Annotated in this window: 23 protein-coding genes; 18 read left to right on the top strand and 5 right to left on the bottom strand. The window is 29.1% G+C overall.

Features of this window, described 5'->3' with window-relative positions; all coding sequences use genetic code 4:
- The first annotated feature begins 83 nt into the window (after positions 1-83).
- Entirely contained in the window at positions 84-1,046 is a 963-nt protein-coding gene (locus PWA39_RS03740) for an IS30 family transposase (protein ID WP_274827440.1), read from the top strand.
- Between the two features lie 120 nt (positions 1,047-1,166).
- Here the strand turns inward: PWA39_RS03740 and gap are convergent, their stop codons facing one another.
- Complete coding sequence (gap, locus tag PWA39_RS03735; RefSeq protein ID WP_069099275.1) at positions 1,167-2,177, bottom strand: type I glyceraldehyde-3-phosphate dehydrogenase; 1,011 nt, start codon at positions 2,175-2,177, stop codon at positions 1,167-1,169.
- 156 nt (positions 2,178-2,333) lie between these two features.
- Here gap and PWA39_RS03730 point away from each other — a divergent pair, with 156 nt between their 5' ends.
- Genes PWA39_RS03730 through PWA39_RS03715 form a run of 4 tightly spaced genes read left to right on the top strand, consistent with a single transcriptional unit; the run spans position 2,334 to position 9,997 of the window.
- Positions 2,334-4,262 carry a DNA gyrase/topoisomerase IV subunit B gene (locus PWA39_RS03730; protein ID WP_069099274.1) on the top strand — a complete coding sequence of 643 codons (1,929 nt, stop codon included), beginning with the start codon at positions 2,334-2,336 and terminating at the stop codon, positions 4,260-4,262.
- Entirely contained in the window at positions 4,255-6,759 is a 2,505-nt protein-coding gene (locus PWA39_RS03725) for a DNA topoisomerase (ATP-hydrolyzing) (protein ID WP_069099273.1), read from the top strand. Before PWA39_RS03730 ends, PWA39_RS03725 begins: the two co-directional genes overlap by 8 nt.
- Positions 6,760-6,762: 3 nt before the next feature.
- Positions 6,763-9,411 carry an isoleucine--tRNA ligase gene (gene ileS, locus PWA39_RS03720; protein ID WP_069099272.1) on the top strand — a complete coding sequence of 883 codons (2,649 nt, stop codon included), beginning with the start codon at positions 6,763-6,765 and terminating at the stop codon, positions 9,409-9,411.
- Positions 9,395-9,997, top strand: a complete 603-nt coding sequence (locus PWA39_RS03715; RefSeq protein ID WP_069099271.1) for a signal peptidase II — start codon at positions 9,395-9,397, stop codon at positions 9,995-9,997. Before ileS ends, PWA39_RS03715 begins: the two co-directional genes overlap by 17 nt.
- A 631-nt stretch (positions 9,998-10,628) precedes the next feature.
- Here PWA39_RS03715 and rnr read toward each other — a convergent pair.
- Genes rnr through recA form a run of 4 tightly spaced genes read right to left on the bottom strand, consistent with a single transcriptional unit; the run spans position 10,629 to position 15,567 of the window.
- Positions 10,629-12,719, bottom strand: coding sequence for a ribonuclease R (gene rnr, locus PWA39_RS03710; RefSeq protein ID WP_069099129.1), 2,091 nt, complete (start codon positions 12,717-12,719; stop codon positions 10,629-10,631).
- A 5-nt stretch (positions 12,720-12,724) separates the two neighbouring features.
- A complete protein-coding gene (gene secG, locus PWA39_RS03705; protein ID WP_075949690.1) occupies positions 12,725-12,958 on the bottom strand; it encodes a preprotein translocase subunit SecG in 234 nt (77 codons plus the stop codon).
- Positions 12,959-13,005: 47 nt separating this feature from the next.
- Positions 13,006-14,538, bottom strand: a complete 1,533-nt coding sequence (locus tag PWA39_RS03700; RefSeq protein ID WP_069099128.1) for a phospholipase D-like domain-containing protein — start codon at positions 14,536-14,538, stop codon at positions 13,006-13,008.
- Positions 14,539-14,553: 15 nt separating this feature from the next.
- Positions 14,554-15,567 carry a recombinase RecA gene (gene recA, locus PWA39_RS03695; protein ID WP_044284112.1) on the bottom strand — a complete coding sequence of 338 codons (1,014 nt, stop codon included), beginning with the start codon at positions 15,565-15,567 and terminating at the stop codon, positions 14,554-14,556.
- 233 nt (positions 15,568-15,800) lie between these two features.
- On the opposite strand from recA, the gene PWA39_RS03690 reads away from it, so the two are divergent.
- The 13 genes from PWA39_RS03690 (at position 15,801) to atpG (ending at position 26,102) form a co-directional block, all read left to right on the top strand.
- On the top strand, positions 15,801-16,523 hold the full coding sequence (locus PWA39_RS03690; protein WP_069099127.1) for a phosphotransferase: 723 nt from the start codon (positions 15,801-15,803) through the stop codon (positions 16,521-16,523).
- A 1-nt stretch (position 16,524) separates the two neighbouring features.
- Complete coding sequence (gene obgE, locus PWA39_RS03685; protein ID WP_069099126.1) at positions 16,525-17,790, top strand: GTPase ObgE; 1,266 nt, start codon at positions 16,525-16,527, stop codon at positions 17,788-17,790.
- Between the two features lie 64 nt (positions 17,791-17,854).
- The gene (locus PWA39_RS03680; RefSeq protein ID WP_044284109.1) at positions 17,855-18,217 is read left to right on the top strand and encodes an MG284/MPN403 family protein; all 363 of its coding nucleotides are present in this window, start codon (positions 17,855-17,857) and stop codon (positions 18,215-18,217) included.
- 3 nt (positions 18,218-18,220) lie between these two features.
- Positions 18,221-19,426, top strand: coding sequence for an MHO_1580 family protein (locus tag PWA39_RS03675; RefSeq protein ID WP_069099125.1), 1,206 nt, complete (start codon positions 18,221-18,223; stop codon positions 19,424-19,426).
- Entirely contained in the window at positions 19,427-19,852 is a 426-nt protein-coding gene (locus tag PWA39_RS03670) for an MHO_1590 family protein (RefSeq protein ID WP_069099124.1), read from the top strand.
- A 47-nt stretch (positions 19,853-19,899) separates the two neighbouring features.
- Positions 19,900-21,054, top strand: a complete 1,155-nt coding sequence (locus PWA39_RS03665; RefSeq protein WP_069099123.1) for a Y-family DNA polymerase — start codon at positions 19,900-19,902, stop codon at positions 21,052-21,054.
- 13 nt (positions 21,055-21,067) lie between these two features.
- Positions 21,068-21,487 carry a hypothetical protein gene (locus PWA39_RS03660; protein WP_069099122.1) on the top strand — a complete coding sequence of 140 codons (420 nt, stop codon included), beginning with the start codon at positions 21,068-21,070 and terminating at the stop codon, positions 21,485-21,487.
- Between the two features lie 2 nt (positions 21,488-21,489).
- Positions 21,490-22,218, top strand: coding sequence for a F0F1 ATP synthase subunit A (locus PWA39_RS03655; RefSeq protein WP_069099121.1), 729 nt, complete (start codon positions 21,490-21,492; stop codon positions 22,216-22,218).
- Positions 22,219-22,276: 58 nt separating this feature from the next.
- Entirely contained in the window at positions 22,277-22,585 is a 309-nt protein-coding gene (locus tag PWA39_RS03650) for a F0F1 ATP synthase subunit C (protein WP_069099120.1), read from the top strand.
- A gap of 19 nt (positions 22,586-22,604) precedes the next feature.
- Complete coding sequence (locus tag PWA39_RS03645) at positions 22,605-23,153, top strand: ATP synthase F0 subunit B (protein WP_069099119.1); 549 nt, start codon at positions 22,605-22,607, stop codon at positions 23,151-23,153.
- Positions 23,154-23,155: 2 nt separating this feature from the next.
- A complete protein-coding gene (locus PWA39_RS03640; RefSeq protein ID WP_069099118.1) occupies positions 23,156-23,701 on the top strand; it encodes a F0F1 ATP synthase subunit delta in 546 nt (181 codons plus the stop codon).
- Positions 23,702-23,720: 19 nt separating this feature from the next.
- Entirely contained in the window at positions 23,721-25,244 is a 1,524-nt protein-coding gene (atpA, locus tag PWA39_RS03635) for a F0F1 ATP synthase subunit alpha (protein ID WP_044284100.1), read from the top strand.
- Positions 25,245-25,271: 27 nt separating this feature from the next.
- Positions 25,272-26,102: an ATP synthase F1 subunit gamma gene (gene atpG / locus PWA39_RS03630; RefSeq protein ID WP_069099117.1), complete on the top strand. Its 831-nt coding sequence runs from the start codon at positions 25,272-25,274 to the stop codon at positions 26,100-26,102.
- Positions 26,103-26,113: the final 11 nt, after the last annotated feature.

Here is a 26,113-nt window from a genome sequence, read left to right as displayed (position 1 = left end):
ACGGACACTTCCTAAATCGAAGATAAAAATGCAACGTATAGTATAATAATATTATACTTGCATTTTTTTATTTTTGGAGTATCATGGAAAAAAGAAAATTTAAACATTTTAGTTTTGAAGATTTAGTAAAAATTGAGTTTTTATTGCAGCAGAACAAAAGTATTAGATTTATTGCTAGGCAACTTAATGTTGCACCCTCAACTGTCTCAAGAGAAATTAAAAGAAATCTAAATGAATATGGGGTTTATGAAGCTAATTTGGCAATAACAAAAAGGCGAAAAAGATATTATCATAGGTATTATTTTAGATTTGTTGTGTTAGGAAAATATGACAAAAAAGTCCACGGAGTTAAAGCGACATATTTTTATATAGCAGAAAATTTCCCGAACATTGAAAGACCATCTTTAAAGACTGTTTTTAACTGAATTAAAACTAATAAATGGGTATTAGTTAGGAGTGACAGACTCAGAAAATATTACAAAAAAGGCGGAAAAAGAACCAGAAATGCCGTGCAAAGATTAGTTCCAGAAGGTTATGTAAAACCCATTTGAGCACGTGATAAATCCATAGATTCTAGGCAAGATTTTGGACATTGAGAGCTAGATTTAGTAGTTGGCAAAAAGGCTAGCGGACATGATAATATCTTAACTTTAGTAGAAAGAAAAACTAGAAAATTATTTGCTAAAAAGTGCGAAGCAAAAAATCCTAGAACCATCAATAAAGCCATCAAAGATCTTGCGAATGAAAATAATTTAGTTATCAAAACTATCACTTGCGACAATGGGATTGAATTTGAAGAAATTGCGATATTGGCATATTGATTAAAAGTAATAATTTATAAAGCAGAACCATATGCTTCATTTCAAAGAGGTTCCAATGAGCATGCCAACGGATTAATTAGAAGATTTTATCCAAAAGGTTTTGATTTCAACCTAATCAGTGATGATGATTTACAAAATACTATAAGTAAAATTAACTCAATGCCTAGGGAAATTTTTAATTGAAAATCCGCTTTAGAGGTCTTTAATGATAACTTAGTTATTTAAGATTTAAAAAAATCGCCAAACGGCGATTTCAAAAATATCTATGTGTTGCATTTATATTTTTAATTTGGGAAGTGTCCAAAACATGGACACTTTTTTAATTGATTAAAATAAAATAATTATCTATTTTTGAATAAAGTACCTGATAACTCTAACGAATTGTGCAACAAATGAAGATTCATTGTCGTATCAAGTGTATAGTTTGTATAATCTTTTACCATCAACTTCAACAAATTTTGTTAAGGTTGCATCAAAAATTGAACCATGTGTGTCCCCGATAATGTCGCTAGAAACAATAGGCTCGTCGCAATAATAAAAGGATTCGCTTTCGTATTTTTTAATAGCTTTATTAAGTTCTTCAATAGAAGGTGATGATTTTAATTCAACACTTAAGTCAACAAAAGAACCTGTAATTACCGGCACTCTTATAGCAATTCCGTCTAATTTTCCAGTTAAGGAAGGAACAACAAGACCAATTGCTTTTGCAGCACCAGTTGAAGAAGGCACTAAGTTAACAGCGGCAGCACGCGCTCTTCTTAGATCTTTATGTGGCGCATCTTGAATTCTTTGGTCGGCAGTATAAGCATGAACTGTTGTCATAAATCCATGGCTTATTCCAAATTCTTTTTCAAGCGCATTTACAAGTGGAGCAAGCGCATTAGTTGTACATGATGCAGAAGATAAAATTTTATCATTTTCATCAACAGTGTGGCAGTTTACATTGTGAACGATAGTTTTTACATCACTTCCAGCAGGAGCAGAAACTAGAACTTTTTTTGCCCCAGCATTAAGGTGTAAAGTAGCCCCAGCTTTTGATGCATAACGCCCTGTACATTCAAGAACTAAATCAATTTCTAGTTCTCCTCAAGGCAACATTTCAGGGTCTTTTTCTGAAAAAACGCGAATTTTTTTGTCATTGATTACAAGATAATTCTTGTCATCTTCTTTTAAAACGCTAACAGTTCCAGAAAATCTTCCTTGGGCAGAGTCGTATTTAAAAAGGTGAGCTAAGACAGATGCATCAGTCAGATCATTAATTGCAACAACCTCTAAATTTTCATCTTTAAGATCTAGAAGTTGGCGAAGTGCTAATCTACCGATTCTTCCAAAGCCATTAATTGCAATTTTTTTCATTTTTTTCCTCATTTCATTAGTCTAATTTTTTTTAAAAAAATTGACTAAAATTTTTTTTATAGTAAATTTTACCACTTTCTTACTAGTTTACTTTAAAATTTCAAATATTATTTTATTTTTGTATAAAATTTTAGTATAAAACCCAGAAAGGCTTATATGACTTATTCAGTTGAGAAACTTAAACTCTTAAAAGGACTTGAAGCTGTAAAAAAACGACCTGGAATGTATATAGGTTCAACAGACATTAACGGACTTCATCAATTAATCTGAGAAATTTTTGACAATGCAGTTGATGAGGTAATTGCTGGTTTTGCAAATGAAATTAAAGTGGTAATAAATGCTGACAATTCGGTTGAAATTAGCGACAATGGTCGCGGAATTCCAACTGAAATTCACAAAAAGACCGGTAAAACTGGTGTTGAATTAGTTTTTACAGAACTTCATTCAGGAGCTAAATTTTCTGATGAAATTTATAAAACCGCCGGCGGACTCCACGGAGTTGGCTCATCAGTCGTAAATGCATTATCGAAAAAAATGGAAGTTTTTGTTTCTCGTAACCAAAAATTGTTTTATACATCTTTTATTAATGGTGGAAAAATTGAAAATAGAACCCAAGAATTAGGTCCTAGCAAAATTAGTGGTACAAAAATAGTATTTTTGCCTGATTTTTCATTTTTTTCTCACAAAGAATATGATCCTGAAATGATAATTTCAAGGTTACAGGAAACTTGTTTTTTAGTTAAAAATTTAAAAATCGATTTTGTTGATCTAAAAAACGGTATTGAAAAAACTTTTCAGTTTAGTAAAGGAATTGAAAATTTTGTTGAATTTTTAAACAAAGATAACCAAAAAATTCATGACAAAATTATCGCTTTTAAAGAAAAAAGTCAAGAAATCATAGTAGAATTTGCATTTCAGTATGTTGATTCTCAACAGGAAAATATTATCTCATTTGTTAATAACGTAAAAACAAATTTAGGCGGAAGTCATGAAAATGGCCTAAAAGCTGGAATTGTAAAAGCAATTAATACTTATGGTCAACAAAATAATTTGCTGAAAAATAAGCAAATTTTTGACTTTAATGATGTAAAAGTTGGCCTTTCCTTAATTTTATCGCTGCGAATTCCTGAGCCAATTTTGGAATTTGTCGGTCAAACTAAAAATAAATTAGCAACAGTCTTGGCAAAAACAGTCACAGAAGAGGTCGTTTTTAGAAATTTAATGTCCTTTTTTATTCAAAATAAAGAAACTGCTCAAAAAATTATTACTTTTTTACTAAATGTTTATCAGCAAAAAGAAAAGTTAAAATTGAGTCTAACAGAAACAAAAATTTCTAAGTCAGTGGCCAAAGAAAAAAGGATTTTATCAGGAAAATTAACACCTGCTAATTCAAAAAAAGCTATGAATCGCGAGCTTTTTTTAGTTGAAGGTGAATCAGCTGGAGGTTCAGCAAAACTTGCGCGAAATCGTGAATTTCAAGCAATTTTACCGCTCAAAGGTAAAATTGTAAATTCACAAAAAACTCGACTGATCGAAGTTTTAAAAAATGAAGAAATTATCGCCATTATTAGCGCTTTAGGTACTGGAATTGGCCAGAATTTTAACCTTAAAAACTTAAATTATGGCAAAATCATCATTATGACTGATGCTGACAATGACGGTGCTCACATTCAAATTTTAATTTTGACCTTCTTGTTTTATCATATGCGTCCTTTGATTGAAAATGGCTTTGTCTACATTGCCCAACCGCCTTTGTACCGAATTAGTGAAAAAAATAAGAAAGACATTTATATTTGAGATGAAAAAGAATTCCATGAATATGTAAAAAAACATCCTAATGCTCAAATTCAGCGTTATAAAGGTCTTGGTGAAATGAATGCCTCCCAACTTTGACAGACAACAATGGATCCTGAAAAACGAATTTTAGAAAAAGTTCTTATCGAAGATCTTGAAAAAGTTGAGGAAAATTTCCGCATTTTAATGGGAGAAAGAGCTGATTTGCGTAAAAATTGAATTCAAGAAAATGTTGACTTTTCACTTGAAGATAGTTTTATTGACAATTTAAAGGAGCCAGTCTATGAGTAAAAATTTCGATTTAATCATTAACTCCAAGTTAGATCAAATTTTGGCTGAAAAATTTACGCGCTACTCAAAATATATAATTCAAAACAGAGCAATTCCAGATGTTCGGGATGGACTAAAACCTGTTCAGAGAAGAATTCTTTATTCAATGTGACAGCTTGGTCTAAAAAATACTAAAAATTACAAAAAATCAGCCAGAGTTGTCGGAGATGTAATCGGTAAATTTCACCCTCACGGAGATTCATCGATTTATGATGCGCTAGTTCGGCTGTCTCAAGAGTGAAAAATTAACATTCCACTTGTAGAAATGCACGGAAATAAAGGCTCAATTGATGATGACCCCCCCGCTGCAATGAGGTATACCGAAGTTAGACTAGCCCAAATTAGTGAACATTTACTTGTATTATTATCAAAAAATGTCGTAAATTTCTATCCTAATTTTGATGATAGTGAAAAAGAGCCCACAGTTTTACCAGCAATTTTTCCTAACTTGCTAATTAACGGGGCAATCGGAATTGCAAGTGGTTTTGCAACAGAAATACCTCCTCATAATTTAGTTGAGGTAATCCAAGCTGTAATTTTAATGATCAAAAATCCTTTAATTACAAACGCACAAATTTCCAAAGTTATTTTAGGCCCTGATTTTCCCACAGGCGGAATAGTTTATGGAAAAGCCGGAATTTTAGATGCTTTTGAAACCGGAAAAGGAAAAATCCAAATTTCATCATCATACAAAATTTCTGAAAAAAACAAGCAAAAAGTGATCGAAATTTCTTCTATTCCTTTTGGAATTTCAAAGGCTAACTTGATTCAGCAAATCGACACAATTCGCTTTGAAGAAAAAATTAGCGGAATTAAAGAGGTTATTGACCAATCTGATCAAAATGGTGTGCTTATTTTTGTCGAACTTGAAAAAGATGCAAACGCTGAATTAATTCTTAATTATTTGCTGCAAAAAACAGATATGCAAATTTATTATTCCTATAATTCAGTAGCAATTTGCAATAATTCACCAAAATTACTTTCAATTAAAGAAATGATTGCTTATTTTCTTGAGCATTTAAGAAAAGTTAAACTAGGTGAATTTAATTATGAACTTTTTAAAAGCAAAAAAAGGCTTGAAATTATAGAAGGATTTTTAAAAGTTGCCGATATAACTAATGAAGTAATTGAAATTATTCGTAAATCTGATAATTCAAAAGCGGGTGTAATTGCTGATTTAGTTAAATATCTAAATTTTACCGAAGTTCAAGCTGAAGCAATTGCTTCGATGCGTTTGTATAGATTGTCTAAAATTGAACAGCAGTCATTTTTAAATGAATCAAAAACTTTATCCCAAAACATTGAAGAATTTCAAAAACTTATTGAAAATAAAGAAGAATTTGATCTTCATTTAATTTCTATGTTAGAAAATTTTGCTAAGATATACGGTTCTCCACGAAAAACTCAAATAGTTGACAAAGAATTGCAAGTAAAAATTAACCATCAAGATTTAATTAAAGATGAACAGTTTTATTTTTGAGTTTCTAAGACCAGCCTTTTTAAAAAAATGAACATAAAAAATCATGCAGTCGAGGAAATTGAAAAAATTCAGTTACCATCAGAAGATTTTTTTATTTTTCAAGGTAAAATAAATCAACGTCAAAAAGGACTTTTTTTAACAAATAAAGGTGATGTTGGGATGTTGTTAGCTCATCAACTCGAAGAATTAACGCTAAAAAATAACCCAAATAACTTAAAAATTTCTCTTGGCCTTAAAAATGATCACGAATTAATTAACTCTTTTTTCGTTGATGACTTAGATTCCAATCATTTTTTGCTTTTTATAACTAAATTTGGTTATGCAAAAAGAATGCAACTAAAAGAAATAGCAAAAATTAGACCAAATAATATGATAAATTGCTTTAAACCCAAAGAAGGTGATGAATTAATTAACATTTTTTTAGAAAATAAATTAAAAAACATCGTTTTAATCACGTCACAAAATCGCGCACTAAAAATAAGTGCTTCAGATGTTCCAATTTATGGTCGTATTTCCTCAGGTGTAAAAATTTTAAAACTTCAAAAAAATGAAAAAATTGTTGCATCTGTTTTAATTGATTCTTCTGAAGAAATTGCAGTTATTGATAATTATTCTCGTTTTGAAAAAATTGCGACAGAAAAGCTTCATTTTGGTAATAGAACAATTGCTCCTAAAAGTTTTGATTCAAAACTTGATTTTTCTATAATTCCAAAAAGTGTCGAAATTTATAGTGAAAATTTGCAAGTTTTCGATTTTGACATCACTTTAAAGGTTGTTCCAGTCCGAAAATTTATCAATTTTGACCCTAATCCTAAAAAAAATTATAAATTATTTTTAACGACTGATAAAAATAATGAAAATTTACCAAATTTTATTGAACAAAATCAAGCAAATTCTAGTAAGATTTTAAAGACTAAACTTCAAGAAATAAGTGAAATTGACATAAATTTAATTCTTGAAAAGATTGAAAAGGAATAAACAATGGATAAAAATTTCTATAAAAATTCGCTCAATATATTTTCCACAGATTTCTCAATGAAAGCTAATTTGCCTCAAAAGGACAAATTTTTTACTGAATTTTGAAAAAATGAAGACATTTATCAAAAAATTTTAAAAAAAAATATTAATAATCCAAGATTTATTCTTCATGACGGACCCCCTTATGCAAATGGTGACATTCATATTGGCCATGCGCTTAATAAAGTTTTAAAAGATATAATAGTTCGATATAAATCAATGTCTGGTTTTTATTCACCTTTTGTCCCAGGTTGAGATACTCACGGTCTTCCAATTGAAAATAAAATTATTAACCAAATTGAGACAAAATCAACATTAGAAATTCGCCAAAAAGCCAATGATTTTGCTAATTCACAAATTTTAGTTCAAAAAAAACAGTTTGAAAAATTGAATTTATTAACCGATTTTAGCCAAATTTATCAAACAAACGACCCGCATTATGAAGCAAAGCAGCTCAAATTATTTAAAAAAATTGCTGAAAAAGGTCTAATTTATCGTGCTTTAAAGCCAATTTATTGATCTCCTTCAAGTCAAAGTGCCCTAGCTGAAGCCGAAATTGAGTATCTAAATCACCGTTCTCCTTCCATTTTTGTTGCTTTTGAGGTTAAAAATGGCAACAATTTTGTAAAAAGTGGCGATAAAATCATTATTTGAACAACAACCCCTTGAACACTAATTGCAAATGCAGGAGTTGCTGTTGGTTTAAATTTTGACTATGTTAGAGTAAAAGTTGGATCAAATTTTTACATTTTAGCAGAAAAATTATTACAAACATTATCCTCAAGTTTTGACTGAGATTCTTATGAAATTATTGACACATTTTTAGGAAAAAACCTTGTAAATATCGAGTATTTTCACCCTATTTTTGACAAAGTTTGCCCTATAGTTTCAGGTCACCATGTTACTTTGGATGCTGGCTCGGGTCTTGTTCATCTTGCGCCACTTTTTGGTGAAGATGACTACTGGATTGGTCGAGAAAATGATCTTGAAATGGTTATGCACGTTGAAGATGATGGAAAATTTAATGAAAAAGCAGGACAATTTTCTGGTCAATTTTATGATTCAGCAAATAAATCAATAACCGAATATCTCAAAGAAAAACAATCACTTTTAAAATTAAATTTTATCACCCACTCATTTCCGCATGATTGGCGAACATTAAAACCCGTAATTTATCGTGGTACACCGCAGTGATTTGTTTCTGTTGAAAAAATTAAAAAAGAGCTTGAAACAGCGATAAATGAAATTGAATTTCCTGAAAAATGACTCAAAAACCGCTTAACAAAAATGATAATTGACAGAAAAGACTGACTAATTTCGCGCCAGAGAAGTTGAGGAATTCCGCTGATTATTTTTTATGACAAAAATAAAAATCCTGTCCTAGATAAGCCAGAAATTTTTGACCATATAATTTCACAAGTTCAAGAATTTGGCTCTTCAATCTGATATCAAAAAACAGCTGACGAACTTTTGCCTCCTAAATATCAAAATTTAGGTTGAACAAAAGAAAACGATATTTTGGATGTCTGATTTGATTCAGGGGTTAGTTTTCTGGCCGCAAATATTAACAACGAAAATCCTCCTTTTGATATTTATTTAGAAGGATCTGACCAGTATCGCGGCTGATTTAACTCATCTTTAATAAATTCGGTGATATATTTTGGTTTTTCACCTTATAAAAAATTACTGTCTCATGGTTTTGTCGTTGATTCAAAAGGGAACAAAATGTCAAAATCAAGAGGAAATGGAGTTGATCCGCTTGTAATTTTGAATAAGTACGGTTGTGATATTTTTCGACTTTGAGTTGCAAATAGTGAATATTATAATGACATTGTTTATTCAGAGTCAATTTTTGAGCAAAATGTTGAAATTTACCGTAAAATTCGTAACACAGTTCGATTTTTAATCACAAATTTAGCAGATTTTGAACCAAAACAATATGAATTAGAAGAAGTTGACCTATTTATATATAATAAAATTCAAAAGCTAAAAAACGAAATAATTCAGTATTATGATGAATATCGCTTTGTTCGTGTTGTAAAAATAATTAATAATTTTATAATTGAATTTTCTAATTTTTATCTTTCAATTGTTAAGGATATTTTGTATGCTGATTCAAAAAATTCAGCAAAAAGACGCTCAATTCAATACGTTTTTTATGAACTTTTATTGGTTTTAAATATTGCAATTGCGCCAATTATGCCAACAACAGCCGAAGAAATTTACCAATTTGTTCACAAAAGTGAAAAGCAAACATCAATCCACTTGGAAAATTTCTTTAAAAAGTCTAATTTTGATCCAAAATTAGATGAAAAATGAACTGAATTTTTTGATGTCAAAAATTCTGTTTATCAACTAATTGAGCAAAAAATTCAATCAAAAGAAATAAATCGCTCAAATGAAATTGCTGTTGTTTTAGATTCTAATTCCTCAAATTTTCTAAAATCACTTGATCTTGTGAAATTATTAATGGTTGCAAAAGTCGAATTTAAGGACAAAACAAGCATTTATAATCTTAATTGACCTAAATGTCCAAGATGTTGAAACCATTTTGAAACAATCCGGGATGTTTGTGACCGTTGTTTTGAGGTTTTGAATGAAAACAAAAATTAACCTCGTTATTAAATATATTAATTCAAAATATATTAAAATCGGCAAAAAACGCTTATTAATAAACATTTTCATTGCTTTTTTAGTTATTCTCGTTACTCTATTAATTGATCAACTAACAAAAAATTTAATTTTTACCTATGAAGAGTATAGAGAATCAACCGATAAAGGGTTTGTCAAAATTATTTCATGAGGTTTTATTGGTTTTCGCCCACTTTTGCATCAAGGTGTAACTTCGGGAATTGATAATATTATTGGTTTTACAGGTATTCATATTTTTGCCTTTTTATTAAGTTTGTTACTTTTGATTTTGATTCCCTTTTCAAAAAAATACTCCTTAACAATTTTTATGGCCATATTATTAGGTGGGAATTGAGGTAACGAAATTGACCGAATTTTGGATGATAATCATGTAAAAGACTTGCTTTTTTTGCCATTTGTAAGGTCAAGTGGGACATTTAATTTTGCAGATATTTTTATTTTTGTCGGCCCCATTGGAATTTTTATTGTCTCTCTTTACGATCATGCTCAACCTTGAATTTCTAAAAAACTGAAAAATAAAATCTTTAGAAAAAGAAATAAAAATTAAAAAACGCTGTAATTTACAGCATTTTTTCGCAAATAACACTAATAATTTGTTAAAATAGCTGAGTTTGACAGTTTGAGGGCAAAAATTCACTTTTTAGTGAATCTAAATATGCAAAAATGCCCGTAAATACGGGTTTTTGATTGTAAAATCTTAATTTTTATTATTTTAAAACGAACCCTTTGAAAAAAAAAAAAAATGTTTGGTCAAAAATAAAATTGTGTTATAATAACTCTCACTAAGAATGAATTAATAAATTTTGATATTGAATTAAGGAGGAATTAGTTATGTTTTTGCTATAAAAAAATCAGCAAATGCGAATTATCCATTATATTTTTAAATATAATGGAATGCCTTAAATTTACCTGTTTAGAAATCTTCAAATTTAAGGCTTTTAGTTATTGTTCTTTCAAAACTTCATATATTTTTTTAGGCTCATGTAAATAAAAACGAGTTTTCTTTTTGCATTGAGTTTAAATAGTAGTTGTATTTTTTATGATTTTTGTGAGTGTTTTAGCTAAAAAAGGTAGTTTAAATATTTTGTAATTTTGCTTTTTTAAAATTGTCTCATCAAACTGTGAAACTCGTGAAATTAAAAAAACGCTGTAATTTACAGCATTTTTTACAAATAAGACTAATAATTGGTTAAAATAGCACTAATTTTTCCGTCTCAAATATTGGTGCTTTCAATTTTAACATCGATAAATTCGCCTAATTTAAATCTATGTTTTTTATTGTATAAACAAAAATTATCTTCTGCTAACACATAAGGATCATTTTCGCTATCAGGAAGAGTTTTATTAATTATTAAGGCGTCAAACATTCCGTCAATTTCAACAAAAAATCCGGATTTAATAATAGAAGTTATTTGTGCTCTAAAGGATTTTCCAATCAAATTTTGGACATATTCAGCTTTTTTTATATTTATAATTTTTCTCTCTAAATTAAATGCTTTTTGTTCTAATTCGGTTGTTGTATAGGAATTTTTTTCCAAAATTTCCTTATAAGTTTCAATGTCATCATTTTTTTGAAATAAAAAGTTATGAATAATTCTATGCAATAATAAATCAGGATAACGACGGATAGGGCTAGTAAAATGACTATAAAAACTAGCTGCAAGACCAAAATGTCCTTCGTTTTCAGTGCTATAAATTGCTTTTTGCATCGTTCTTAAAATTGAATATTTAAGAAAATTGTCGTTATTTTCTAATTTTATTTGATTAATTTTATGTGCAAACTCTTTAGAACTAGGATTTAATTTTAAGCTGTGTTGTATGCCTAAAGATTTAATAACTTGATTAAAAATTGTTATCTTTTCAGGATCAGGGTTTGCATGAATCCTGTATAAAATCGGAATTTTTTTCTTGGTTAAAAACTCCGAAACATTTTCATTTGCCCTAATCATGAAATTTTCAATTAATTCTTCAGAAATTCCTCTTCGTTTTAGTTTTAGGGATTGTGTATATCCTTCTTGGTCTAAAATAATTTTAACTTCATCAAGTGCAAGGTCAATATATCCTTGTTTTTTCTTGAAATTTGACAAAATAGTGTTTAAATTTAAACACTTTTTTAACATATTTTCTAAATCTGTATCACCAAATGAAAATGAACCAGCAAAAAAATTATTTACTTTTTCATAAGTTAGACGCCATTTTGAATTAATTATAGAAGGGTAAATTTTAATGTATAAATTTTCACCCTTTTTATTTATAAGAGATTCCATTGTGATGGTAAATCTGTCGACATTAGGCATCAAAGAGCAAATTCCGTTTGATAATTCTTCGGGTAGCATAGGAATTACCATGTGAGGCAAATAAATTGAAGTTCCCCTTTTTTGGGCTTCAATATCAATTGCTGAATCCTGTTTTACATAATGGGCTACGTCTGCAATATGAACTTTTAAGAGAAAATTTCCCTCTTTTGTTTGTTCAATAGAAATGGCATCATCAAAATCTTTTGTATCGTCGCCATCGATTGTTACCACAAGTTCATTTCGTAAATCTACTCTGTTTTTGTCGATATTTTTTATTTCTTGTTCAATTTTTGAAGATTCAGCTAGAACTTCTGTGCTAAATGTATCAGCGATTTCTGATTCAATTATAGGAATTTTTACATGTAAAAAAGGCTCTGATTTGTGTCCAATTTTTTGAATAACATCTAGTTTTAGCACATTTTTTTGATAATCAATAATTTTTACTTTATAAAAATTATTGATTTCTAGATCTTGAGTTGAATTTCAACGAAAGAAAAAATTCCCCTTAAAATTAATAGGTTCAAAATCTCAAAATTTATCGTTTTTAACAACTTTTCCAATTAAAAACTTAGTGTTTCGCTGAATAATTTTAGTAACAACACCGAAAAATTGATCACTTTTGAATCTGTCAACATAAATATTAATTTTGACTTCATCGCCCTCAAGAGCATTTGCAGTAAATCTTCCGGGTATAAAAATATTATTTTTTTGGGCTGGATTTTGTTTATCTTCAACAAAACCAAACGAGGATTGGGTAGCACGGAAAATACCAACCCGAGTTTCTATAAATTTAGGTCAATAATATTTGCCTTCTAGGGTTTTGAAAACCTGGAAATTTTCAATTAAAGCGCTTATTTGGTGTGTCAAATGTTGATTTAAGTCAAAAGGAACGTTAAATTTTCTAACAATTTCAATAAAAGTCTTTTCGTTTTTAAGAAAATTTTTGAGTTTTTCTTGAGATATAATTTCCATGAATTTTACAACAACCTAATTACTAACGATAGAGCTAAAAAAATAAAGCCCAATATAAACATTGCTCATTTTGTGAACTTTTTGATACCACGTTCTTTTGATACTTGGAATAAATCCAAATCACTCGAACCGATTAGCGCTCCTGAGAATGAGTTTGAATGTGGTGACATAATTAGCGAAACTAAAACAATCAGGAAACCAAAAATCGCAATAAAAATAACTAAAACTGTTTTTAACATGATTAACAACCAAAAATAAGTTAAATTATACTATAAAAAGCTAATTTCTAAGCCAAAGTTTTCAAAAAGAAAATTAAAAACTTAAAAAAATTAGAAATTTTATTAAATTCTTTTACTTCAACAATAATATTTTGTTTTTTAAGTAAGTCAATGTGATTCAAAAGCTTGTTTAAAATTTTACCTTTAAAAAATAAATTGGTTTCATACTGAAAAAATAAAGATCTAGCATCTAAATTCGATGTCCCAATCATTCCGATATTATCATCAATAATTATTGCTTTTCCGTGAAAAAAGATTTCCTTAAAAAAGTAAATTTTAGCACCTTTTTTAAACAGTTTGTATGCAAAATAGTGATTAAAAGTTTTGATCAATAAAATGTCATTTCTGCCTGGTATAAAAATTTCTACCTCTATTTTTGCAAGTAAAACGTCCTTAAGTGCGTCAATAATTTTTTGTGTTGGCACAAAATATGGCGAAAAAAGCTTAATATTTTTTTTGGCCGAATAAATACTTTTTAAAATAAAGCCCTCAATTAATGAGTCGGGTAAATTTGGTCCATTTTGAATAACAACGCCTAAATTTTTTATTTTAGTAGACTGGATGCTGTTTTCTTCAAGTTTGCAAAAATTATTAATTTCAGATTTAGAAATATTTTTTTTACCTCACTTTGACCAGTGAAATAGGAAATTTCGGCAATAGCTTTCGACAATTTCGCCTTCAAGTCGAAGATTTAAGTCCATTCAGTATCCATAATTTTTATCAAAACCTGAGTATTCTTCAGAAATATTATTTCCACCAGTATATACAATTTTTCCATCAATTAGAAAAACTTTTCGGTGGTTTCTATAAAAACTTTGACCTGAAATAAAAGGTACTTTGAAGGCATTAAACAAAAGAACTTCAATTTTTTGACTTCTTAATTCAAGTCATTGCCGTGTTTTTATGTAGTAAGTACCAAAAGAATCGACGATAATCTTAACTTTTACACCTTGTTTGCGCTTATTAATTAGCAATCTTTTTAATTTTTTTCAAATAAAGTCGTTTTTTACAATATAAATATCAATAAAAATGAATTTTTTTGCCTTTTGAATGTCGTTAAAAAGTTTTTCAAAAAAACTATGACCATCAACAATTAAATCGCCGGTAAATTTTTGAACAGGAGATAAAAAATATTTACTTGAATAAACCAATAAATCTCGATCAGTTTTAGGAATTTTTTCTAACAACTTTTCATCAGTTTTACTTGAGCCAATAAAATATTGATATTGTGAAAAATAATGCTTAACATTTTGGTGATTTGAGTATTTTCGCCCTAAAAAAATATAAGCAATTGGTCCGATTATTGGCAAAATAGAACAAGCGATCAGCCATGAAATTTTTGCTTCATGTCTTCTTCTTTGTAGCAAAATAAATAAATTAAAAAGCGAGGTAGAACTATAAACTGAAACAAGTGTTAAAATCGCGATTCAATCAAGATTTCTAGACAGAAAAACATATATTATGTAAATAGTTCCGCTAAAACCCGCAAGGAAAATTAATAAAAAAAAATAGTAAAAAATCCATTTTGCTCTTTTGAACATTATGGTATAATTTTACTATATTTCTGAACTTTCCTTTTGATTTTCGTTAAGTTTTTCGGTAATTTGCTCCTTTATTTCATTAAATAATTTTTCATTATTTTCAAGTAACAGCTTCAAATTCATTTTTCCTTGAGCAATATTTTCGCCATTGTATGCAAATCATGATCCTTTTCTGGTAAGAATTCCTAATTCTTCTCCTAAATGAATAAGTTCAGCAGATTTTGAAATACCTTTTGCAAAAACAATTTCAACTAATGCTGTTTTAAACGGGATTGCAAGCTTATTTTTAACAACTTTTATTTTTACGCTATGCCCTGTTATATCATTTCCTGTTGAAATTTGTTGGACTTTTCTAACATCAAGACGAATTGAAGCGTAAAATTTTAGCCCTCTTCCACCTGGGGTTGTTTCTGGGTTTCCAAAAATTACTCCTACTTTTTCACGAATTTGATTAATAAAAATAACTGTTGTACCGTTTTTATTTAATGATGCAGTTATTTTTCGAAGCGCTTTTGACATAAGTCGTGCTTGCGCCCCAATTACTTGATCTTTCATTTCGCCTTGCAATTCTGCCATTGGCACTAAAGCGGCAACCGAGTCTACAACAATCAAGTCAATAGCTTTTGTTTTTGCTAATGTGTCGACAATATCAAGAGCTTGTTCACCTGAATCTGGCTGAGAAAGAATTAAATTATCAATATCGATTCCTAAATTTTTTGCATATTGAGAATCAATTGAGTGCTCAGCGTCAATAAATGCCGCAATTCCGCCGCGCTTTTGAACTTCGGCAATCGCATGCAAAGTAATAGTTGTTTTTCCTGATGATTCAGGGCCGTAAATTTCAATAATTCTACCTTTTGGGAATCCGCCAATTCCCAGAGCCATATCAATGGCCATACTTCCAGAGGAAAAAACTTCAGTGTCAATTGGTGGTTTTTCACCTAAAACCATGATAGATTCATTTCCAAATTTTTTCTTAATATCACTTAAAGCTTGTTTTAATAGTGATTTGTCGTTTATTTCAGTCATTTTTGTCCTTTTTAAATATTGGGTTAAATAATTTTCTTGTTTTTTCTTATTTTAAGTTAATTTTTTTTGTAAAAAAACCTCAAAAGTAGGAAAAATCGACCAATTTTCCTATTTTAAGAAAAAATTAGCAGTTTTTCTTAAAATATTACGCTAGGGCGGAAAAAGAAACATTTATTTTTGTCCTAGCAAGAATTATTAGCTTAAAATCCTAAAAATCTAATAAAATTTATAGTATGAAAAAAATTTCCATTGGTTTTACTAATAAATCTTTTCGCAACGATTCACAATTTATTCAAGAAAAAGTTTATAATGGAATGAATCATCAAATTGATTATTCAATTTTATCAAATTTTGATTTTGTTCCAAAACTAATATCTGATTCAAAAGAAGTGATTATTTGAGAATGAATTGAAGGATCTAATGTCGAAATTACCACTGAATCGCTTGAAAAAATCGCCTGTCAATTAAGGGCAATTCATAATTCAAATTTAGTTTTTCCGCCATCTAACCATGCATTTCGGGTAGAACAATATTTAAAAATTCTAGCTGAAAAAGGGATAAAAAACCCTACAATCGAAAAATATAACCCATTTATCAATGAAATTTTGGTAAATATGGACAAAACCAAACCACTTCATAATGACTTGTGATTAATGAACATGGTTGAAAAAGACAAAAAAATTTATTTTTTAGATTGAGAATATGCATCAAAAGGCGACATACATTTTGATCTTGCATATTTTATAGAATCTGCAAGGTTAGATGATGACCAGGAAAAAATTTTTCTTAATTTCTATGGAAAACTAAATTATAAATTAATATTATTACACAGAATTTTCGTTCTTTACCTTATAATTTTATGAGTAAATGCACAAGAAACTAAATACTTTGACGACACCCCTTACATGGAAAAATTAGATAATTTATACGAACAATATAAATTATGAAAGGAATAAAATGAGATTTATTGATCAAGTTTCAATAGAAATTCAAGCAGGTAGGGGTGGTGATGGGGTAATATCATTCCGCAGAGAGGCTCATGTTGATAAAGGTGGGCCAGATGGCGGAGATGGTGGTAATGGAGGTTCTATTTATTTTATTGGAGATTCTGGTCTAAATTCGTTATTTCCGTTTTATCAAACTAAAAAAATTTTCGGAAATAACGGCGAAAATGGTAGATCAAAAAATAGGACCGGAGCTAATGGCAAGGATATTTTTGTAAAAGTTCCCCTTGGAACACAAGTGTTTTCAAAAAACACTTTGATTTGTGATGTAGTAACTCAAAAAAAATATTTGATTGCCCGTGGCGGCAAAGGCGGTCAGGGCAACACCCGTTTTAAGAATTCAAGAAATAAAGCGCCCCGAATATCTGAAAACGGTGAAGAAGGTCAAAAATTAGTTCTTCAACTTGAACTCAAAGTCATGGCTGATATTGGTCTAGTCGGTAAACCAAATGCCGGAAAATCGACACTTTTATCATTAATTTCTAACTCTAAACCCAAAATTGCTAATTATGAATTTACAACTATTGTTCCGCAACTGGGCATGGTAAAATCTTACAATGATTCATTTGTTGTCGCGGATTTACCCGGTTTAATTTCAGGAGCAAGTTTGGGAAAAGGAATGGGAATTGTTTTTTTAAAACATATCGAACGTTGCCGGGCAATTGCTCATGTGATTGACTTTGGTAGCCCAGAAAAAAACCCGATTGATGATTTTAAAAGTATTAATGCCGAGCTAGCTAATTTTAGCCAAAAATTACTAAAACTAAACCAAATAATAATAGCAAATAAATCTGATTTACCCAGTTTTAAAAAAAATTTTGAACTTTTTCAACAAGAATTTCCCGAAATTCCCGTAATTGAAGCCAGTTTGATTTCAAATAACAGTGTTGAAATTCAAAATATTAAGAGAAAAATGTTTGAACTTATTTTGCAAGCAAATCAAACCGAAAATATTGAACAAACAGAAGAAAAGGAAGATTTTGTTGAATATAATCTTGAGGCACCATTTCTAATTACTAATAAATTTCCAGGATTTTACGAGGTTAGTGGTGAGTTAATTAAAAAAATAGTTAATAAAATACCATTAAATTCTCAGGAAAATATTTTTAGATTTAACTCGAAAATTAAAAATATCGGCTTGTGAAATGAACTTTTAAAACTAGGAATAAAATCAGGGGACACTGTTAAAATTTATAATTTTGAATTTCAATGAAGTTAAAATATTTTGACCTTTATTAATTTTTTTGAGCTAATTTAATTTAATTTTTACAGGAGATATAAAAATGGATGATTTCCGTAAACCTGCAAGATCATTGCGTAAAAAATTAAAAGATCCATCAGAATGGACATTTGTTCAAAAAAAATCACTAGTTGCTTTTTTATTCCTATACCATAAAACTAATAAACTCCATTCACAAAAAGAAAAAGTTTATGAAACTTTAGGAATTACAAATAAAAATGATGATTTACCAATTTCAGCGATTGATAGAGCTCTTTCACTCTTAGAACCTAGATATACCAAGCTTTTAATCAAAGAATTTATTGATAATGACCGTAACTGAATTAAAAAATACTGGTCTAAATCAACATATTATAAAAATATGCACAAAGCAATCGACCAATTTATTATAATTTTAAATCTTTAGTTTATGAATTTAGATCTTATTCCAAGCCAAAGCCCTGAAATTCAAATTGCAAGAAGCTATGGCCAAATTTCTTTTAATTATGCATCAAATTCATCACCTAATGGAATTAGACAATTTGTAAAAATCGAGCGCGACATTGTTTCAAACAGATATACAGTAATTGTTACTGTTTTTTCAAAAATACCGGGAAAAGTGGATGTTTATGTTCAAGTAAATAATTCAATTCCTGCAGGCCCAAAAGTTTTAGATTTATTGCCCGAGCGATTTAATCAAGCAATTTTTACTTTTGGCGGCCTTGATGGCGAAAAAAGTAAGGATAATGCTGACAAATTTCAAAAAATAGATAATATTTTAGTGTATTTGACAAAACATAACGAGCAACAAATGATGCTTGACAATGTGGTAAAAATCCGCAACTTTTCAGATGTACGCAAAGAATATTCTATCCAAAATCAAGGGATTGGCTTTAAACTATTAAAGTCAATAAAAATGGCAAATTTAGGAGCTGATGCCTCGCTTGAATTTTCTAAAACTTATGAAAAAATCGACGAACAAACAGTTTATTTTTTCCCTGTTAAATTTATTCAAGAAAAACATAATATAAATATTTTTAAGGTTGGGGTTGATCCTGAGACTTTTCATGCCGGAAATATCGATCGCCAGATCAATATTTCTGACTTAAAATTGACAAATCTGCCAATAAAATCAGCCACAGCAGCAAAAAATTTTTTAAATTTATCCTTCCAATTTCGCCCAGATATCTATAATAAAAACACAAAACCTGAAATTGTCGAGGGAAAATACATAATTGGGGATATTTTTATAACTTCAAGTACCTTTTATGATTCAAAAGAACGGGTTGTTTTTAGTGGAAATTCACAAATTTCCCAACAAGGATTCATTATTCCTTATAATTTTTCAGGATACTTAAATCCAAAAGTTGAAATGTCAATTAATTCTGATTTTGAAAAAATCAGTGTTGGTTTTTCGCAACAAATACACAAAAAATTGATTGACTATGAAAAGAAAAAAGGAATTTACCGTCTGAAAATCACAAATTATCCGACTCCTTTTATAAAATCTGACGAAATTAAAATTTCTAATCAAGATTTTAAATATGTTGCAACTAATTTTTTAACAATTGAGCAGCTCAGAGATCTTTCTTTTACTAATTTTAAAGAGGATGAAGAAAATCAGTTAGAAGAATAGATGCAAATTACTGCTAAAATTTTATCAGGTCTTCTTGCAACAGGAATTATTGTCGGCGGCGGAATTCTAGGTTGATACTTGTATAACTCAAGAGTTGAAAAATCACTATCACCCTTAAAAAAACAACTAGATTTTGAAGTCAAAAATGAGTCAGAATACAAAGAAAACGATGTTTTTCCCAATATTTATGCCAATGATTTTTACGATACAATAAAAGTAAAACAAGGAAAAGTTTATATTGATGAGTGACTAGTTGAAAATGTTATCAAAGAAATTATTTCAAAAGTTAAAGTATCATTTGGATCTTTGAATTTTCGGTACAAAATTGATGAAAATCAGCAAACAATTTATATAGAAATTCTCTGAAAATATAAAAAGAATAAATTAAATCGAAATTATAAAATTAGCCTATATCAAGATATTTAGTGCTAAATTGTAAAAAAATAAAATAATAGTATAATTATTTTTGTCATATGCCAAAAATAATTGCCCACATTGATATTGATACTTTTTTTGTCTCATCAGAAATTAGACTTGATCCAACATTACAAGGCCAGCCAATTGCTATTTCTCGAAAAGAGGATTTTGCAATGGCTGTTTCTATTTCTAAAGAGGTCAAGCAAAAAGGCTTCAAAATCACAGATAAAACCATATATATTAAAAAAAAGATCCCAAATTTGGTCGTAATCGAACCAAATTTGGCTTATTATCGCTTTTTGTCAAGGCAATTTTTTGATTTTATCACTAAAAACTTTACAAAAAAAATTGAAATTTACTCAATTGACGAGTGTTTTTTGGATTTGACTGATTATTTTCGAGAATTTAAGACAATTTATCAAATGTTGCACTATATTAAGAAAAAAGTGCACAAAGAACTTAAATTACCAATTTCAATCGGCGTTGCTCATAATAAATTATTAGCAAAAATGGCCACAAATTTAGCCAAACACACACGAGAAAAAATCACTGTTATTTCAAGGGATAAAATCAAACCGCTTATTTATTCCCAAAAAATCGAAAAACTTTTTGGAATAGGAATGGTCACGGCTCAAAAACTAAAAAACATTGGAATTTTTACCATCAATGATCTAGTAAAAGCTGGAGTTGATAATGAAAAAATTATTCAAGTTTTAGGCGTTCAGCGTTATGGATTTTTTCAATCCTTGACTTCAACAGGTGACAATATTGTTTCAAACAAGCCTGAGAATTTTAAAAGTGCCTCACATTTTCGCACTTTTTCGCCTTATGCTAGTCCAACAAAAACAGAAACTCTACTTTTAATTTCAGAATTTTTACCAAGTTTGGTCGCCAAACTAGACCAGTTTAACAAAGGGGCAAACCGTGTTGAAGTATATTTTAAGCTAAAAAACAAAGAACAAAACCGTTTTTTTACAGATTTATCTCAACCTTCAAATAATTATGATTTGTTGTACAATAATTTAATTGCACTTGCAAACAAAATCGATGATTTTTCATTATTATTAGGGTTTGGAATTTGTTTGTCAAAAATTTCTGATTATGATATAAGTATGTTAAATACAAGTCCAAAAGTTAAGAATATTATTGCAAGTGTAAATAAAAAAATAGGTTTGAAAAAATTAGTTGTGCTAAAATCATTTAAAAATTAGGCCATTTAAAGCAATGAAATATTTTTATTACTTCTATTTTAAGATTTTTTTAGCAATTGCACTAATTTTATCTTTGGTTGCAATTTGAAATTACACACTAATTTTAGGCTGATTTTTCTCTTTTTTTAGTGTTGCATCCTTTTTGCTTTCAAAACACTTATTTTTTAGCGCCATCACAAAAAAAGCAAAAAATAAAGAAAAAACCTCTTCATTTTTTGCTTTTTTTATTTATATTATATTAATTTTGTTTCAAGCTGGAATTTTGATAGCTATTTTTTTTATTAATAAATCATTTCAAAGAGCTGCTGAAAATAACTTGGATTTTTTACTTGGACCAATAAATATAATTTCTTTTATTTTTGGTTATACAATTTTTCCAATTAGTGCTATAATTTATTTTTTATTATCAAAGCGCAAAAAAATAAAGGAGTAAAAATGGATTTTTTTTCACACTGAAATCAACCGCAATTATTTACTCTTTTTATTTTAGTTATTTTTGTAATAATTTTATCAATTATTATCTTTTTTCACATAAAAAAAGCAAAAGTTGATAAAGCTCCTTCAGCAATAGTTTTATTTGCAGAATCATACTTTTTATTTATTGATGATCTTGTTGAGTCTTCCGGTGAAGGTTATGTAAATAAAGCAAAACCTTACGTTTTTTCTCTTTTTACCTTTTTTTTATTAGGTAATTTATTATCACTGGCAGGTCTTGAGCCAATTTCTACTTCAATTTCGGTAACCCTAAGTTTAGCGATAATTAGTTGACTAGGGATTTTTGTTGTTGGATCAATTTTTGCAAAAAGATATTATATACTTGAATTTGCAAAAAATCCACTCAAAATAATAGGGGCGCCCGCTCCATTAATTTCACTTTCTTTCAGGATGTATGGGAACATAATTTCAGGTTCTGTTTTCTTTTTAATTATTTATTCAGGTGTTCTTTGACTTTACCAAAAAATCCCGCTAGGTGCTTTTGGTAATTTTAATTTACCGGTTGTATTAATTTTCCCACCGTTTCTTATCTATTTTGATATTATCGGCTCGTTGATACAGTCATTTATTTTTGTAATTCTAACTGTTTCATACTGAGGAATGGAAGTAATTCACCCACCACAAAAGCAAAAAACTGAACAAAAAACATTGAACATTGTTCAAACTTAATTATTTTGGAAACAAAATAATTAAGCTATTATAGATTTATTATAAAAAAAGGAAAAAAATGGAATCTGTTATAAATTTCTCGCAAAAAGTTGTTCAAAATTTTCAAGAAACTGCAGTTAACACTGCTAATTCAGGACTAAATGCGACTGCATTTGCATATTTAGGTGCTGGACTTGCAATGATCGGAGTTATCGGTGTTGGTGCTGGTCAAGGCTATGCTGTTGGAAAAGCTTGTGATGCTATTGCAAGAAATCCTGAAGCACAAAAAAAAGTTTTTCGTGTGTTAATAATTGGAACAGCTATTGCAGAAACATCATCAATTTACGCGCTTTTAATTGCCTTTATCCTAATTTTCGTACAAGGTTAATCCAAAAAATTTGTAAGAAATGCAACCAAGTATTAATCAATCATTAAGCGAATTGTTTAAAGGGATAATCCCTAATGTTTATGTAGTTGCTGCAACACTTGCTAGTTTTTTAGTTTTATTTTTAGTTTTGACTTATTTTGTCTATCGTCCACTTAAAAAATATATCAAACAACGTAAAGATTTTCTCCAAAATCACATCGACTCAACAATTCAATCAAATAATGAAGCTAGAGAATTAGCAAAACAATCGCAAAATCATTTAGAAGAAACAAAGCAATATTGCATTGATTTAAAACATGAATCTCAACTTGAGGCAAATAAGCTTATCGAAGACTCTAAAAAACAAGCCACCGAAGAAGCTCGTCGCCTTATTTCTGAAGGTCAAAAAGTTTTAACCGAATATGAAAAAGAAATTGTAAAAAAATATCAGGAAAATATTATTAATGTTGCTGCTGATATAAGTAAAAAATTCTTGATAAATCAAGAGCAAAACAACAAAGACTTACACGAAAAAATGGTTTTAGATCTAGAAAATTTGCTAAAATCTGAGAAAAATATTAGAGAATAAAAATGCACCCACAGGTAAAAAATATTTATGGATATTCTGAGTCGCTCTTAGAAATTTCAATATCTGAAAAAAAAGTAGATCAATTTATAAATGATAGTTTTTATATAATTGATTTAGTTAGCGCCAATTCTTCTTTAATTTCGATTTTGACGTCACATTTTATTTCAAAAAGTGAAAAATATACTTTGATAGAAAAAATTTTTGACTCAAAAATTGACACTTATATGATAAATTTTCTTAAAGTAATATGCAAAAACAATCTTTTTTCACATTATAATCAAATTTTAATTAAATTTATAAAGCTTGCAAATGCTTATTTAGGCCAAAGTTGGGGTCAAATTCAAAGCGCATTTCCACTGTCACCATCAGAAATTGCTAAATTTGAAGACTTAATTTCCCAAAAATTAAATAAAAAAATAGTTTTACGACCAAAAGTAAATCCAAAATTAATTTCTGGAATCAAAATAAGCATTGATAACCATATTTTTGAACATTCACTCTCATCACAGTTGCGCTCACTCAAGCAAAAACTTATAAAAAATATATAAATTTTAAAGGTTTTTTAACATGAATAAAGATATAAATTTAACCGCAATAATTAAAAATGAAATTAAAAATTTCGAATCCAAAATTCAACATGATGATATTGGAAAAGTTATTGTTGTTGGAGATGGAGTTGCGCTTGTTTCTGGGATTGAAAAAGTAAAATTTGGTGAGCTTGTTCAATTTGAAAATAGTGTTTTTGGAATTGCACTTAATCTTGAGCAAGATTTAATTGGTGTTGTTATTATGGGAAATGAAAACTCTGTTTTTCAAGGCTCAACTGTCAAAAGAACAAAGTCTGTCATTTCAATTACAGTTGGTGATCAACTTTTAGGACGTGTTGTTAATGCACTTGGTCATCCAATTGATGGAAAAGGTGAATTTGACAATAGTATAAAATCTGAAATTTTTACAAATGCACCTTCAATAATGGACAGAAAAAGTGTCGACCGCGGACTTCAGACCGGAATTTTAGCAATTGACTCACTAGTTCCGATTGGAAAAGGACAACGTGAGCTAATAATTGGCGACCGTCAAACTGGAAAAACAACAATCGCTATTGACACAATTTTAAACCAAAAAGGCAAAAATGTTTACTGTGTTTATGTTGCAATTGGCCAAAAAAATTCAAGTGTAGCCCAAATTGTTGCCCTTCTTGAAAAAAAAGGTGCCCTTGACTATACAACAGTTGTGGTTTCAGGAGCTAGTGAATTATCACCTTTACAATATTTAGCCCCATATTCTGGAACCTCAATTGCCGAATATTGAATGCATAAAGGCAAAGATGTTTTGATAATTTATGATGACTTATCAAAACATGCTATTGCATATAGAACGCTCTCACTTTTATTAAGAAGGCCACCTGGAAGAGAAGCTTTTCCTGGGGATATTTTTTACCAGCACTCATACCTTTTAGAACGCTCATCGCAATTATCTGATGAAACAGGTGGCGGTTCGATCACCGCTCTGCCAATAATTGAAACTCAAGCTGGCGATATTTCAGCTTATATTCCTACAAATGTGATATCTATCACCGACGGTCAAATTTTTGTTCGCGACAATCTTTTTAATTCAGGGCAAAAACCGGCAATTGATATAGGTCTTTCAGTTTCGCGGGTAGGTTCAGCAGCTCAATCTAAATTGATGAAATGAGCTTCTTCATCATTAAAATTAGAACTGGCACAATATAATGAACTTAAGGCTTTTGCACAATTTGGATCTGATTTAGGACCAAGTTCGCAGTTAATTCTTGACCGTGGGAACAAAATTTATGAACTTTTAAAACAAGAAAATCAGCAACATTTTTCCCAAATTCAGCAAATAATGCTGTTAATTTTAATTAGAGAACATCTAATTGACCAGTTGCAACTTGAATCTATGCAATCTTTTAAGTCAGTTTTTCTTAAATATTTAGATACAGATTCTGAAATTAAGTCAATTTTAGAAAAAATTGATCATAATGTTAATTTAAAAACTGACGATTTAAATTTAATTTTAAATTCAGTAACAAAGTTGATTGAAAATTTTAATTCAGGTCGAAGTTTTTAGTTGGTTTTTTTATAAAAGAGAGCAAAAATGCCTAAATTAAATAGAATTCGCGCAAGATTTACCCAAATTCAAAATATAAAAAAAATTACTGGCGTTATGGAAATGATAGCTAATTCAAAAATTCCCAAAATTAAACGTCAATTTAAGTCATCTCAAGAATATTTTGAAAATTTAGACCATATTATGCAAAATATTTTGGCAAATTTATGCAAAACACCTGAGGAGCTAGTAGCATCAAACTCTGAAAAAAATCTTTACATTGTTTTTGGTTCAAATTTAGGTTTTTGCGGTGCCCTTAATAATCAAATTTTGAAAAAAATTAGTCCTAATTTAACAAAAAATGATGAAATCATTATTTTTGGCAAGAAAATTCATAACTACATATCACTAAGGTATCCTAAAAATATTATCGAATATTTTCCTGGAGTTGAAGAGACGAATTTTTCTGAACCAATTCTTCAAGTGACAAACTTAATAAATAAGGCAATTTCTGAAAAAAAATATAAAAATATTTTCATTTGTTATAATAAATTTATAAATATAATTCAATCAAAGCCAAATATTATAAACTTATTTGATTTTGCAAAAAATAAAACAAAACAAGAGGGCTACGGAATTGAATTTGAACCCAGTGCAGTTGAAGTACTCAAAAAATTAATTCCTTTTTATATAAAATCCCTTTTAGAAAAAATATTTATCGAATCTAAATTAGTTGAGACATCCGCCCGTCGAACTTCAATGGAAAGTGCAACAGATAATGCCCAAGATATTCTTCAAAAATTAGAACTTGAAATAAACTCTAGCCGCCAGTCGATGATCACCCAAGAAATTATCGAAATTATCAGCGGAAAAATGTAGCAAAAGTAGGT

The sequence above is a fragment of the Mesomycoplasma ovipneumoniae ATCC 29419 genome (genome assembly GCF_028885435.1).
In the GTDB taxonomy this organism is placed as follows: Bacteria; Bacillota_I; Bacilli_A; order Mycoplasmatales; family Metamycoplasmataceae; genus Mesomycoplasma; species Mesomycoplasma ovipneumoniae.
This window is presented reverse-complemented; position numbering and strand designations above follow the sequence as displayed.